At 65.5% G+C, this 13540-nt stretch carries 11 protein-coding genes; 8 read left to right on the top strand and 3 right to left on the bottom strand.

The features are described from left to right. Nucleotides 1–9: 9 nt before the first annotated feature. On the bottom strand, nucleotides 10–1953 hold the full coding sequence (gene acs, locus H4O11_RS09730; protein ID WP_182339225.1) for an acetate--CoA ligase: 1944 nt from the start codon (nucleotides 1951–1953) through the stop codon (nucleotides 10–12). A gap of 235 nt (nucleotides 1954–2188) precedes the next feature. Here acs and H4O11_RS09735 point away from each other — a divergent pair, with 235 nt between their 5' ends. The 5 genes from H4O11_RS09735 (at nucleotide 2189) to H4O11_RS09755 (ending at nucleotide 8034) form a co-directional block, all read left to right on the top strand. Beyond that, nucleotides 2189–3610 (top strand): DcaP family trimeric outer membrane transporter, encoded by a 1422-nt coding sequence (locus H4O11_RS09735; RefSeq protein WP_182339226.1) that lies wholly within the window; start codon nucleotides 2189–2191, stop codon nucleotides 3608–3610. Between the two features lie 102 nt (nucleotides 3611–3712). Continuing rightward, a complete protein-coding gene (locus tag H4O11_RS09740) occupies nucleotides 3713–5368 on the top strand; it encodes an MFS transporter (RefSeq protein ID WP_182339227.1) in 1656 nt (551 codons plus the stop codon). Between the two features lie 252 nt (nucleotides 5369–5620). Then, a complete protein-coding gene (locus tag H4O11_RS09745; protein WP_182339228.1) occupies nucleotides 5621–5938 on the top strand; it encodes a DUF4156 domain-containing protein in 318 nt (105 codons plus the stop codon). 98 nt (nucleotides 5939–6036) lie between these two features. Further along, nucleotides 6037–7053 (top strand): 3-oxoacyl-ACP synthase III, encoded by a 1017-nt coding sequence (locus tag H4O11_RS09750; protein WP_182339229.1) that lies wholly within the window; start codon nucleotides 6037–6039, stop codon nucleotides 7051–7053. 90 nt (nucleotides 7054–7143) lie between these two features. Next, entirely contained in the window at nucleotides 7144–8034 is an 891-nt protein-coding gene (locus H4O11_RS09755; protein ID WP_182339230.1) for an alpha/beta fold hydrolase, read from the top strand. A 644-nt stretch (nucleotides 8035–8678) separates the two neighbouring features. On the opposite strand, the gene H4O11_RS09760 is transcribed toward H4O11_RS09755, so the two are convergent. Beyond that, on the bottom strand, nucleotides 8679–9104 hold the full coding sequence (locus tag H4O11_RS09760; RefSeq protein WP_182339231.1) for a YkgJ family cysteine cluster protein: 426 nt from the start codon (nucleotides 9102–9104) through the stop codon (nucleotides 8679–8681). Between the two features lie 104 nt (nucleotides 9105–9208). On the opposite strand from H4O11_RS09760, the gene oleC reads away from it, so the two are divergent. From oleC to H4O11_RS09775, 3 genes are all read left to right on the top strand, one after another. Continuing rightward, nucleotides 9209–10867 carry an olefin beta-lactone synthetase gene (gene oleC / locus H4O11_RS09765; protein ID WP_182339232.1) on the top strand — a complete coding sequence of 553 codons (1659 nt, stop codon included), beginning with the start codon at nucleotides 9209–9211 and terminating at the stop codon, nucleotides 10865–10867. After that, nucleotides 10864–11874 (top strand): 2-alkyl-3-oxoalkanoate reductase, encoded by a 1011-nt coding sequence (gene oleD / locus H4O11_RS09770; RefSeq protein ID WP_182339233.1) that lies wholly within the window; start codon nucleotides 10864–10866, stop codon nucleotides 11872–11874. Before oleC ends, oleD begins: the two co-directional genes overlap by 4 nt. Before the next feature lie 62 nt (nucleotides 11875–11936). Further along, on the top strand, nucleotides 11937–12092 hold the full coding sequence (locus H4O11_RS09775) for a DUF1328 domain-containing protein (protein ID WP_182339234.1): 156 nt from the start codon (nucleotides 11937–11939) through the stop codon (nucleotides 12090–12092). A 102-nt stretch (nucleotides 12093–12194) separates the two neighbouring features. Here the strand turns inward: H4O11_RS09775 and ddlA are convergent, their stop codons facing one another. Further along, a complete protein-coding gene (gene ddlA / locus H4O11_RS09780) occupies nucleotides 12195–13292 on the bottom strand; it encodes a D-alanine--D-alanine ligase (protein ID WP_182339235.1) in 1098 nt (365 codons plus the stop codon). Nucleotides 13293–13540 lie beyond the last annotated feature (248 nt).

The following is a 13540-nucleotide window of genomic DNA, read 5'->3' on the forward strand; positions in this document are numbered from 1 at the left end:
ATCATCCGATCACTTGACCTTTCGCTCGTCGACCAGCGAAGCCACCACGGAAGGATCGGCCAGGGTGGACGTATCGCCCAGCTGGTCTGGAGCGTTCTCGGCGATCTTGCGCAGGATACGGCGCATGATCTTGCCCGAGCGGGTCTTCGGCAGTCCCGGTGCCCACTGCAGGTGGTCGGGCGTGGCGATCGGCCCGATCTCCTTGCGCACCCATGCCACCAGCTCCTTGTGCAGTTCGTCGCTGGACACTTCGCCGGCGATCAGCGTGACATAGGCATAGATGCCTTGGCCCTTCACGTCGTGCGGGAATCCGACCACGGCGGCTTCGGCCACCTTGGGATGGGATACCAGCGCGCTTTCCACTTCTGCGGTGCCGATGCGATGCCCGGACACATTGATCACGTCGTCGACGCGGCCAGTGATCCAGTAATAGCCATCCTCGTCACGGCGGCAGCCGTCCCCGGTGAAATAGCTGCCCGGATAGGTGCGGAAGTAGGTATCGATGAAGCGTTGGTGGTCGCCGTAGACGGTGCGCATCTGGCCCGGCCACGAGTCGCGGATGATCAGGTTGCCTTCGGTGGCGCCGTCCTTGATTTCGCCATCCGGGTTGACCAGCGCCGGCTGCACGCCGAAGAAGGGCAGGGTGGCCGACCCTGGTTTCAGGTCGACCGCACCAGGCAGGGGTGAAATAAGGATGCCGCCGGTCTCGGTCTGCCACCAGGTATCCACGATCGGGCAGCGGCTGTCGCCGACCACTTCGTAATACCAGCGCCAGGCCTCGGGATTGATCGGCTCGCCGACGCTGCCAAGCAGGCGCAGCGAGGCACGCGAGGTCTTCTTTACCGGCTCCTCGCCTTCGCGCATCAGCGCGCGGATGGCGGTCGGTGCGGTGTAGAAGATGCTGACCTTGTGCTTGTCGATGACTTCCCAGAAACGCGAGGTGCTGGGGAAATTCGGTACGCCTTCGAACATCAGCGAGGTGGCGCCGTTGGCCAGCGGGCCGTAGACGATGTAGCTGTGGCCGGTGACCCAGCCCACGTCGGCGGTGCACCAGTAGATGTCGTCCTCGCGCAGGTCGAACACGGCCTCATGGGTATAGGCCGCGTACAGCAGGTAGCCGCCGGTGGTATGCAGCACGCCCTTCGGCTTGCCGGTGGAACCGGAGGTATAGAGGATGAACAACGGGTCCTCGGCATTCATGCGCTCGGGCTCGCACTGCGTCGGCTGGCTGTCCACCACATCGTGGAACCAGCGGTCACGCGGAGCCTGCATGTCCACCGCGCCACCGGTATGGCGCACCACCAGCACGGTTTCCACGGTGTTCGTGCCGGGCAGCTTCAGCGCCGCATCGACATTGGCCTTGAGCGGGATCTTCTTGCCACCGCGCAGGCCTTCGTCGGCGGTGATGATCAGCTTGCTGGCGCAGTCGCTGACCCGGTCGGCGATCGAGTTCGGGGCGAAACCACCGAACACCACCGAGTGGATGGCGCCGATGCGCGCGCAGGCCAGCATGGCCACGGCTGCGTCGACGATCATCGGCAGGTAGATGGTGACCCGGTCGCCCTTCTTGACGCCCAGGTTGCGCAGCGCATTGCCCAGGCGGCAGGTGCGTTCGTACAGCTCGCGATAGGTCACGTGCTGGGCCGGCGCGTCCGGGCTGTCTGCCTCGAACAGCAGCGCGGTCTTTCCACCCCGCGTGGCCAACTGCCGATCCAGGCAGTTCACGCTGGCATTGAGCTCGCCATCTTCGAACCATTTGATATGGAAGTCGGCCAGGTCGAAGTTGACGTTCTTGATTTTCGTCGGCGGCCTGAACCAGTCCAGGCGTTGCGCGGCGTTGGCCCAGAACGCATCCGGATCGTCTATCGACGCCTGGTACTGCTGCTGGTACGTGGTCTTGTTGATCAGCGCCTTGTCGGCGAACTGCGGATCGACGGGATAAAGATCAGCCATGGCACCCTCACTTGCACGTTGACTTGTATGTGCGGTCGCAGCATGCAGACCGACCGTTGCCACCCAGTTTGCCCCATCCGCCCCCGGCCGCGACACCACGGCAGTTAGACCATGGTCGAAACCGGGGTGGCTATCGACTAATGGCCAATAGCGGGACCGGACAGTCCGACGCACGCTCGGCCTCGACCGTGCCCCACGCGCGGCTTTCGATTTGCCACTTGGGAGAGAGGGCAACATGAGCCAACGTACGTTGAAGACGCTGCGCAAGCCCTTGGCGGCCTGCATGTTGATCGCGCTGGTCGCGCCAGGCATGGCGTTCGCGCAGACCGCGAAAGAAAAGGCCCTGGAAGCACGGGTCGTCGAGCTTGAACGACAGGTCCAGCTGTTGCTGTCGTCACAGCAACAGCAACAGGTCCAGCTCAGCCAGACCGAGCAGGCCGTCACCGAGGTGAGGACGGTGCAGGCCGAGCAGAAGCCGGCGGTGCCGGCAGGCAAGCAGCCGATCCAGGTCACCACCCTTACCCCGGGCGCTACGCCGGGCACCACGGTGAAGATCGGTGGCTTCATCAAGGCCGACTTCCTGGCCACCCAGACCGGCGATGGCCAGTTGGCCGACGACGCCACCGGTCGCGCGCTGTACCTGCCGGGCCAGACTCCGGTAGCCGGTGCCGGCGGCAGCGGCGAGCGCTCGGACGTGGATTACAACGCCCATGCCAAGTTCTCGCGCTTCAACCTGGGCATCGACAACGTGAGCGAATCCGGCGACAAGGCCGGCGCGTTCTTCGAGATGGATTTCTTCGGTAATTCACTCGGCAACCAGACCGCGACCAATACCTACGGCGTGACCCTGCGCCATGCGTACATGTACTGGAACAACTGGATGGCCGGTCAGACCTGGTCGAACTTCATGGACGCCGGCTCGCTGCCGGAGGCCGTGGACTTCGTCGGCCCGACCGACGGCGTGATCTTCGTACGCCAGGCGCAGATCCGCTACACCAACGGCGGCTTCAGCGTCGCGCTGGAAAATCCAGAGACCACCACGCTGAGCGGCGTACGCGATCCGGTCACCGGTGCCTGGACCAATGCCAGTGCCAACTCCGACCGCGGCAGCCTGCCTGACCTGACCCTGCGTTACGGCTGGAAAGGCGACTGGGGTACCTTCGGGGTCGGTGGCCTGCTGCGCCAGCTGAAGGTGGACAACCAGGCCACCGGTGCCGACGCCGACAAGATCGCCGGCGGCCTGACCTTGGGCGGCAAATGGGTGATGGCCGAAAACGACAGCCTGCATTACCAGCTGACCGGAGGTGAGGGCATCGCCCGCTATATCGGTCTGGGCATCACTGCCGATACTGCCTACGATGCGGCCCGCGACGAACTGTCGACCACCGGCGTGCTGGCCGGATACGTGGGCTGGCGCCACGCCTTCACCCCGAAACTGCGTACCAACCTGATCTACGCACGCAGTGACTATGACAACGACGGCAGCCTGGGCCCGCTGGTCACCAAGAGCGTGCAGAGCATCCGTGGCAACGTGTTCTACACCCCGATGCCGAAGGTCGATGTCGGCGCCGAGCTGATGTACGGCGTGCGCGAGATCGAGGATGGCCGCAAGGGCGACATCAGCCGCCTGCAGTTCACCACCAAGTACAGCTTCTGATGATTTGACGGCGACGGCCACTGCGGCCGTCGTCGCCTTTGCGGTTTCGATCGCCGGGCATGCCCCGGCAACCAAATACATGCTTCGGAGGGGAAGCGTCCCATGTCCACAATACCCGCACCTGCAAAAGCCGAACTTACCCAGGGACACAAGAAGGTCATCTTCGCGTCCAGCCTGGGTACTGTCTTCGAGTGGTACGACTTTTTCCTGTATGGCTCGCTCGCCGCCATCATCGCCAAGCAGTTCTTCAGCGGGGTCAATGAAACCACGGGCATGATCTTCGCCCTGCTGGCCTTTGCCGCCGGCTTCTTCGTGCGCCCGTTCGGCGCGGCGTTCTTCGGCAGCCTTGGCGACCGCATCGGCCGCAAGTACACCTTCCTGGTCACGATCCTGATCATGGGCATCTCGACCTTCCTGGTCGGCGTGTTGCCCAACTATGCATCGATCGGTTTCGCCGCTCCGGTGATCCTGATCATCCTGCGCCTGGCACAGGGCCTGGCGATGGGAGGCGAGTATGGCGGCGCGGCAACGTACGTGGCCGAGCATGCGCCGGTCAACAAGCGTGGCCTGTACACCAGCTTCATCCAGTGCACCGCGACGCTGGGCTTGTTCATGTCGCTGCTGATCATCCTCGCCTGCCGCTACTTCCTGGGCAACGAAGCCTTTGAAGCCTGGGGCTGGCGTATTCCATTCCTGGTCTCGATCGTTCTGCTGGGCATTTCGGTGTGGATCCGCCTGCAGCTGAGCGAGTCGCCACTGTTCCAGCAGATGAAGGCCGAAGGCAAGGGCTCCAAGACGCCGTTCCGCGACAGCCTCAAGGACGGCAACCTGAAGCTGATGCTGCTGGTGCTGCTGGGTGCGGCGGCCGGCCAGGCCGTGGTGTGGTACGGCGGCCAGTTCTACGCGCTGTTCTTCCTGAGCAGCATGTTGAAGGTCGATGCCACTACCTCCTACCTGCTGATTGCCGCTGCGCTGGCCTTGGGCACGCCGTTCTTCATCTTCTTCGGCTGGCTGTCCGACCGTATCGGCCGCAAGGGGATCATCCTGGCCGGCTGCCTGCTGGCCGCGGTGACCTACATCCCAGTGTTCAAGGGCCTGACCCACTTCGCCAACCCGGCCATCGAAGAGGCGCGCAGCAATTCGCCGGCACTGGTCATCGCCGATCCGAGCACCTGTTCGTTCCAGTTCGATCCGGTAGGCCTGCGCAAGTTCACCAGTTCCTGCGACGTGGCTACCGCGGCACTGACCAAGGCTGGTGTTCCGTATGACGTGCAGCCTGCCGCCGCCGGTTCCGTGGCGCTGGTGAGCGTGGGCGATGTCCAGGTGGCCTCGTATGAAGCTGCCGGGTTGACCAACGAAGACCTGAAGGCCAAGGGCGACGCCTTTGGTGCCGATCTGAAGGGCGCGCTGACCACGGCGGGTTACCCGGCCAAGGCGGACAATGCACGCATCAACATCCCCGGCACGATCTTCATGCTGTGGATCCTGGTGCTGTACGTGACCATGGTGTACGGCCCGATCGCGGCCTACCTGGTCGAGCTGTTCCCGACCCGCATCCGCTACACCTCGATGTCGCTGCCGTACCACATCGGCAACGGCTGGTTCGGTGGCTTCCTGCCGGCGATCTCGTTCGCCTTGGTGGCCGGTACCGGCAACCTCTACTACGGGCTGTGGTACCCGATCATCATCGCGTTGATGACGGTGGTGGTGGGTGGCCTGTTCCTGAAGGAAACCCGCGGCGTGGACATCACCAAGTAAGGGTGACCGGCATCGCGCAGGGCGGAGGGCCGCGGCGAAATCCGCGGCCCTTCCGTTTTTGCGCGGGCCGGCTGTCGCCCGCTCTGGTAGCGCCGAGCCATGCTCGGCGGAATGCTCTGGTCGCCCTGAACCATGCTCGGCGGCATGCCACTGCGCTCGCCGAGCATGGCTCGGCGCTACCATGGCGTGCGCCACTATCTGCGGTTCAGCCTGTTCAGGCACAATCCCTGCAAACCCTTCCGGTACCTGTCCATGCGCCTGTTGATGCTTTCCACCCTGCTGCTCGCCACCACCGCCTGCACCTGGGTGCCGATCGAGCCTGCGGGCAAGACCGTGCGGGTGCTGGCTGCCGGGGCCGTGCCGGCCGGCTGCCAGTCCAAGGGCGAGATCGTGGTGACGGTGAAGAACAAGGTGGGCTTCTACAACCGCAACCCGCTGCGGGTGCAGGAAGAGCTGGAAACCCTGGCCCGCAACGAGGCGCCCAGCGCCAGTGCCAACGCCGTGCAGGCCTCTGCGCCGCCCGCCGATGGCAGCCAGCGCTTCGCTGCCTTCCAGTGCCCACCACGCTGAAACCCACCATACGGCGGAAGCTGAATCCGTAAAGGTGCGGTGAAGACGCGGGGGTTATAGAATGACGCCCCCTTTTGCCTGAGTCTGGCGCTACTTCGATGCTCTTCAAGAATGTCTCGATCGCCGGCCTGGCGCATGTCGACGCGCCCCACACGCTAACGACCAAGGAAATCAACGAACGCCTGCAGCCGACCCTGGATCGCCTCGGTATCCGTACCGATGTGCTGGGCGACATTGCCGGTATCCATGCACGCCGCCTGTGGGATGCGGGCACGCTGGCATCGGATGCGGCCACCATGGCGGCCCGCAAGGCCCTGGAGGACGCCGGTATCGGCCCCGACCGCGTGGGCCTGGTGATCAATACCTCGGTCAGCCGCGATTACCTGGAACCGTCCACGGCCAGCATCGTGTCGGGCAACCTGGGCGTTGGCGAAGAGTGCGTGACCTTCGACGTGGCCAACGCCTGCCTGGCTTTCATCAACGGCATGGACATCGCCGCCAGGATGATCGAGCGGGGTGAGCTGGAATATGCCCTGGTGGTCGATGGCGAGACCGCGAACCTGGTCTACGAAAAGACCCTGGAGCGCATGACGGCCCCGGACGTGACCGCCGATGACTTCCGCAACGAGCTGGCGGCGCTGACCACCGGTTCCGGTGCCGCGGCGATGGTGATGGCCCGTTCGGAGCTGGTGCCGGATGCCCCGCGCTACAAGGGCGGCGTCACCCGTTCGGCCACCGAGTGGAACCAGCTGTGCCTGGGCAACCTGGACCGCATGGTCACCGACACCCGGCAGTTGCTGATCGAAGGCATCAAGCTGGCACAGAAGACCTTCGCGGCCGCCAAGATCGCGCTGGGCTGGGCGGTGGAAGAACTGGACCAGTTCGTCATCCACCAGGTCAGCCAGCCGCACACTGCCGCCTTCATCAAGAACTTCGGCATCGACCCGAAGAAGGTGATGACCATCTTTGGCGAACACGGCAACATCGGTCCAGCCTCGGTGCCGATCGTACTGAGCAAGCTGAAGCAGCTGGGCAAGCTGAAGAAGGGCGACCGCATCGCGCTGCTCGGCATCGGCTCGGGCCTGAACTGCTCGATGGCCGAGGTGGTCTGGTAAAAATCCCTGCTGGCCTGCAACGGACAGCAGCGATTCTTCACAAGGATCCCCAGGGGCCGGTAGTACCGGCCCTTTCTACAGGTGCCACGCATGCGCGACCTTCCCGGCTATCCGGATACAACCCACCGTTTCGACGTGCGTCCCGGCCTGTCGATGAACTACATCGACGAGGGTCCGCGCGATGGCGAGGTCGTGGTGATGGTCCACGGCAATCCGTCGTGGAGCTATTACTGGCGCACGCTGGTGGCCGGGCTGTCCGATCGCTACCGCTGCATCGTGCCGGACCATATCGGCATGGGTCTGTCCGACAAGCCCGATGACGCGCAGTACGACTACACCCTGCAATCGCGCGTGGACGATCTGGATGCATTGCTGCGCCACCTGGGCATCACCGGCCCGGTTACCCTGGCCGTGCACGATTGGGGCGGCATGATCGGCTTCGGCTGGGCGCTGTCCCACCACGAACAGGTCAAGCGGCTGGTGGTGTTGAACACGGCCGCGTTCCCGATGCCGGCAGCGAAGAAGATGCCGTGGCAGATCGCGCTGGGCCGGCACTGGAAGATCGGCGAGTGGATCATCCGCACCTTCAACGCGTTCTCCGGCGGCGCCTCCCGGCTGGGCGTGGAGCGGAAGATGCCCGCCGATGTGCGCCGTGCCTATGTCGCCCCGTATGACAACTGGGCCAACCGCATCAGCACCATCCGTTTCATGCAGGACATCCCGCTGTCGCCCGCCGACAAGGCCTGGCCGTTGCTGGAACGCTCGGGCCAGGTGCTGCCGTCCTATGCGGACCGGCCCGCCTTCATCGGCTGGGGCCTGCGCGATTTCGTGTTCGACCATCACTTCCTGGCGGGGTTCCAGGCGGCGTTGCCGCAGGCCGAAGTGCACGCGTTCGAGGATGCCGGCCATTACGTGCTGGAAGACAAGCATGAAGTGCTGGTGCCGGAGATCCGCGCGTTCCTGGATGCGAACCCGTTGTAAGGCGTTCGCCGTACAACGGGTTCGCCCACGCATTCCACCTTATCCCCGCGCCGTTGGCGCGCCCCCTTGAACAACAAGGGGGCTCTCCAGTCGATGCATTGCGGCGGGTACCGGCGGTGGTCGGTCCACTGCCCAGATGGGGATCGGAGCGTGTGGCGTTCGCCGTACAACGGGTTCGCCCACGCATTCCACCTTATCCCCGCGCCGTTGGCACGCCCCCTTGAACAACAAGCGGGCTCTCCAGTCGACGCATTGCGGCCGGTGCCGGCCCGTGGTCGGTCCACTGCCCAGGCGGGGATCGGAGCGTGTGGCGTTCGCCGTACAACGGGTTCGCCCACGCATTCCACCTTATCCCCGCGCCGTTGGCGCGCCCCCTTGAACAACAAGGGGGCTCTCCAGTCGATGCATTGCGGCGGGTACCGGCCCGTGGCCGGTCCACTGCCCAGGCGCGGATCGGAGCCTGTGGCGTTCGCCGTACAACGGGTTCGCCCACGCATTCCACCTTATCCCCGCGCCGTTGGCGCGCCCCCTTGAACAACAAGGGGGCTCTCCAGTCGATGCATTGCGGCGGGTACCGGCCCGTGGTCGGTCCACTGCCCAGGCGGGGATCGGGGCCTGTGGCGTTCGCCGTACAACGGGTTCGCTCAGGCGGCGATCGGCGCCTGTGGCGATGGGCTGTTGCCGTTGTCGTCGGGGTGGTCGTCGTCGTTGCCGGCCGCGTCGCGCCAGCGCCAGTCGGCCAGCGTCAGCGGGTCCAGCCCATAGGCGATACGCGCTTTGTCGCACTGCGCGCTGGCCTTGCCGTACTCCCACGAAGCATCCACCTCGCGGCACACGCTGGGCCGGTTGGGGTGGATGGTGCAGCGCGAATAGACGCCGATCTGTGCATCCAGCGCGACGCAGCGCACCGGCTTGGAATGGGTGCCGCGCATGCACAGGCGGTGTGGGTCCAGCACCTCGGTCAGCTGGTGCGGCACGCCGCCGGGGGTGACCTCGTCCGATTCCATCCAGTGGAAGGCAACGCGGTACTGGGTGCAGCAGGCGCCGCAGGTCATGCAGGGATGTTGCATGGGCAAGCCGCCCCGGGCGGCCATCGCGTCATCGAAAGAGAGTGCGGATTTTCCACGATGTGGGCCGGCGCGCAAGAAATTTCCGAAGCGGCGACAATGAACGGATGAACCGATCCTGCAATATCGCCTTCCGGCTGCCTGAATTGGCACGTGAACGCCCGGACCAGATCGCGATCCGCTGTCCTGGCCGCCGCGGACCCGGCAATGGCATGGCGGCCTATGACGTGACACTGGATTACCGGGAACTGGACGCCCGCAGCGATGCGATGGCGGCGGGCCTGGCCGCCTACGGCATCGGCCGCGGGGTACGTACGGTGGTGATGGTGCGGCCGTCGCCGGAGTTCTTCCTGCTGATGTTCGCGCTGTTCAAGCTCGGCGCGGTGCCGGTGCTGGTCGACCCGGGCATCGACAAGCGTGCACTGAAGCAGTGCCTGGACGAGGCGCAGCCGGCAGCCTTCATCGGCATCACGCTGGCCCATGTGGCACGGTTGGCGCTGCGCTGGTCACCATCGGCGAAGATCCTGGTCACCGTGGGGCGGAAGCTGGGCTGGGGCGGCACCACGCTGGCTGCGCTGGAGCGTGCAGGCGCCGGCTCGCCCCCGATGCTGGCCGATACCGATGGCGAAGACGTGGCGGCGATCCTGTTCACCAGCGGCTCCACCGGCGTGCCCAAGGGCGTGGTCTACCGCCATCGCCACTTCATCGGCCAGGTGGATCTGCTGCGCGAAGCGTTCGGCATGCAGCCCGGCGGCGTGGACCTGCCCACCTTCCCGCCGTTTGCGCTGTTCGACCCGGCGCTGGGGCTGACCTCGGTCATCCCCGACATGGACCCGACGCGCCCGGCCAGCGCCGATCCACGCCGCCTGCACGACGCCATCAAACGCCACGGCGTGACCCAGTTGTTCGGTTCGCCGGCCCTGATGCGCGTACTCGCCGATCATGGCCAGCCATTGCCAGGGGTGAAGCGGGTGACCTCCGCCGGCGCGCCGGTGCCGCCGGACGTGGTGGCCAGGATCCGCCGCCTGTTGCCCGGGGATGCCCAGTTCTGGACCCCCTACGGTGCCACCGAGTGCCTGCCGGTAGCGGTCATCGAGGGCCGTGAACTGGAGGCCACCCGTGCCGCCACCGAAACCGGTGCAGGCACCTGTGTCGGCCAGGTGGTGGCACCCAACCAGGTACGCATCATCGCCATCGACGATGCCCCGCTGCCGGACTGGTCGCAGGTGCGCGAACTGCCGGTGGGCGAGGTCGGCGAGATCACCGTGGCCGGGCCGACCGCCACCGACAGCTACTTCAATCGCCCGCAGGCCACTGCCGCGGCCAAGATCGGCGAGGTACTGGCCGATGGCAGCCAGCGCGTCGTGCACCGCATGGGCGACGTTGGCTATTTCGATGCAGAGGGCCGCCTTTGGTTCTGCGGGCGCAAGACCCAGCGCGTGGAAACCGCGCAGGGACCGCTATACACCGAGCAGCTCGAACCGGTGTTCAACACGGTGCCCGGGGTGGCGCGCAGCGCGCTGGTCGGTGTCGGTCCCGCCGGCGCGCAGGTCCCTGTGCTGTGCATCGAGCTGGCGGCCGGCCATTCCGCCTCGGTGGCGCTGCAGCAGGCACTGCGAGCCAAGGCCGCGGCCCGCCTGCCGGACGCAGGCCTGGAACATTTCCTGGTGCACCCGCGCTTCCCGGTGGATATCCGCCACAATGCCAAGATCGGACGCGAGAAACTTGCCGCCTGGGCAGGCGCGATGCTGGAGAAGAGCCCATGAAAATCCTCGTTACCGGCGGTGGCGGCTTCCTCGGCCAGGCACTGTGTGCGGGACTGGCCGAGCGTGGCCATCAGGTGCTCAGCTTCAACCGTGGCCTTTATCCGGAACTGCAGGCGATGGGCGTGGGCCAGATCCAGGGTGACCTGGCCGATGCGCAGGCCGTGCTGCATGCGGTTGCCGGCATGGACGCGGTGCTGCACAACGCAGCCAAGGCCGGCGCATGGGGCAGTTACGAGAGTTACCACCAGGCCAATGTGGTGGGCACCGACAATGTCATCGCCGCATGCCGGGCGCAGCGCGTACCGAAACTGGTCTATACCTCCACGCCCAGCGTGACCCATCGCGCCACCCACCCCGTGGAGGGGCTCGCTGCCGACCAGGTGCCTTACGGCGACGACCTGCAGGCACCGTATGCCGCCACCAAGGCCATCGCCGAACAGCGCGTGCTGGCCGCCAACGACGCGACACTGGCGACCGTCGCGCTGCGGCCGCGGTTGATCTGGGGCCCGGGTGATCAGCAACTGGTGCCACGGCTGGCCCAGCGGGCCCGTAGCGGACGCCTGCGCCTGGTCGGCGACGGCAGCAACAAGGTGGACACCACCTACATCGACAATGCCGCGCTGGCGCACTTCCTCGCGCTGGATGCACTGGCGCCGGGCGCGGCCTGCGCCGGCAAGGCGTACTTCATTTCCAACGGCGAGCCGCTGCCAATGCGCGAGCTGCTCAACAAGCTGCTGGAGGCGGTGGGCGCCCCCCCGGTGCAGAAGACGTTGAGCTTCCGCACGGCGTACCGCATCGGGGCGATCTGTGAACGCATGTGGCCGCTGTTGCGCCTGCCGGGCGAACCGCCATTGACCCGTTTCCTTGCCGAGCAGCTGTGCACCCCGCACTGGTACAGCATGGAACCGGCGCGCCGTGATTTCGGTTACGTATCGCAGGTGGGCATTGACGAAGGGCTCATCCGGCTGAAGGCTTCATCACGCGGCGAGTTTTCCATCACCGGATGAACACCGGTGGCGCGGGAGGATGATCCCAACGCCAAACCGGCACGCAACCGCGAGGACCGCCCATGCTGCATTACGCCATCGTCTTTTTCGTCATCGCCATCATCGCCGCAGTACTCGGCTTCTCAGGCATCGCCGGTGCTGCCACCAACATCGCCTGGATCCTGTTCGTGGTGTTCCTGGTGCTGGCGGTGATCTCGATGTTCCGCAAGCGCGGCTGACGTCCACGCCGATGAAGGGTAGCGCCGGGCCATGCCCGGCGTCGCTTGAGCAGGGTCGGCCGAGGTCCGGCCCTGCCGTCTGGCATCTCCGCCAGGCCTGCGCTACTCCACCGCCGTGCGCAACGCGCGGTCCTGTTGATGGCGTTCCAGCGCCAGTTCGATCAACCTTGAGATCAGCGCCGGATAGGTGACTCCACTGGCGTTCCAGAGCTTGGGATACATGCTGATCCGGGTGAACCCCGGAAGCGTATTGACCTCATTGACCACGATGCCGCCTGCCGGGGTGAGAAACACATCCACTCGTGCCATCCCCGAGCATTCCAAGGCTTGATAGGCACGCAGAGCGACCTGCTGGATACGCGCTTGCACATCGCCATCAATTGCAGCGGGGACCACCACGTCAGCGCCCTCGCTGTCGATGTACTTGGTGTCGTAGGCATAGAATTCATCATGTACCACCACCTCGCCGCACACGCTGGCCTGCGGTATCTCGTTGCCGAGAACCGCGCACTCGATTTCCCGGCCCTCAATGGCCGATTCCACCAACACCTTGTGGTCATACTCCAGCGCCAAGGCCAACGCGTCCGCGAACTGCGCTGCATCGCTGGCCTTGCTGACGCCCACCGACGAACCTTGGTTGGCCGGTTTGACGAAGAGTGGCAGGCCCAGCGTGGCCACGAGCGCATCGAAGTCGACGCCTGCGGATTCGTGGCGGCGGATGCATATGGACGGCGCCACCTGCAGGCCAGCATCACGCAGCAGCCGCTTGGCCACATCCTTGTCCATCGCGGCGGCGGAGCCGAGTACGCCGGAGCCTACGAACGGAAGGTTGGCCATGCGCAACAGACCCTGCAATGAACCGTCTTCGCCGAGCGGACCGTGCACGATGGGCAGCACCACGTCGATCTGTCCCAGTGCCGTACCTGCGTCGACCGCTTGCAACTGGGCGTCCTCCGCGCCCGGCCGCACCGACAGCGCTGTGCCGGAACAGTGGAGGGCGATCCGCTTCGGGTCGTCTGCGTGCACGAGGAACGTCTCCGGTTGGCTCAGGTGCCACTGGCCCTGTTTGTCGATGCCGACCAGAACCGGCTCGAAGCGCTTGCGGTCCAGCGCATCGAGGATGTTCTTCGCTGATTGCAGCGAGACTTCGTGCTCAGAGGATTTGCCGCCGAAGATGATGCCGACCCGGGTCCTGACCATGGGATGTCGTGTCCTGTGTGGTGGATGGTTGCGCTGGATAGCATGGACCTTGCGCGCCCAGACGGATGAGGCGTGGATGAATCGTGCGCGGGCAGGATATCGGTAGCGCCGGGCCATGCCCGGCGTCGCTTTTCCCGGCGTTGGGAACCCAGGCGCAGGTTGCACTGGCGCTCGCCGAGCATGGCTCGGCGCTACAAGAGGTTGCCACGATGCAAGGGGTTGCCACGGTACAGGGGACCGCCACGTTC

This window comes from Stenotrophomonas tumulicola (assembly GCF_014117215.1).
Lineage (GTDB): Bacteria > Pseudomonadota > Gammaproteobacteria > Xanthomonadales > Xanthomonadaceae > Stenotrophomonas > Stenotrophomonas tumulicola.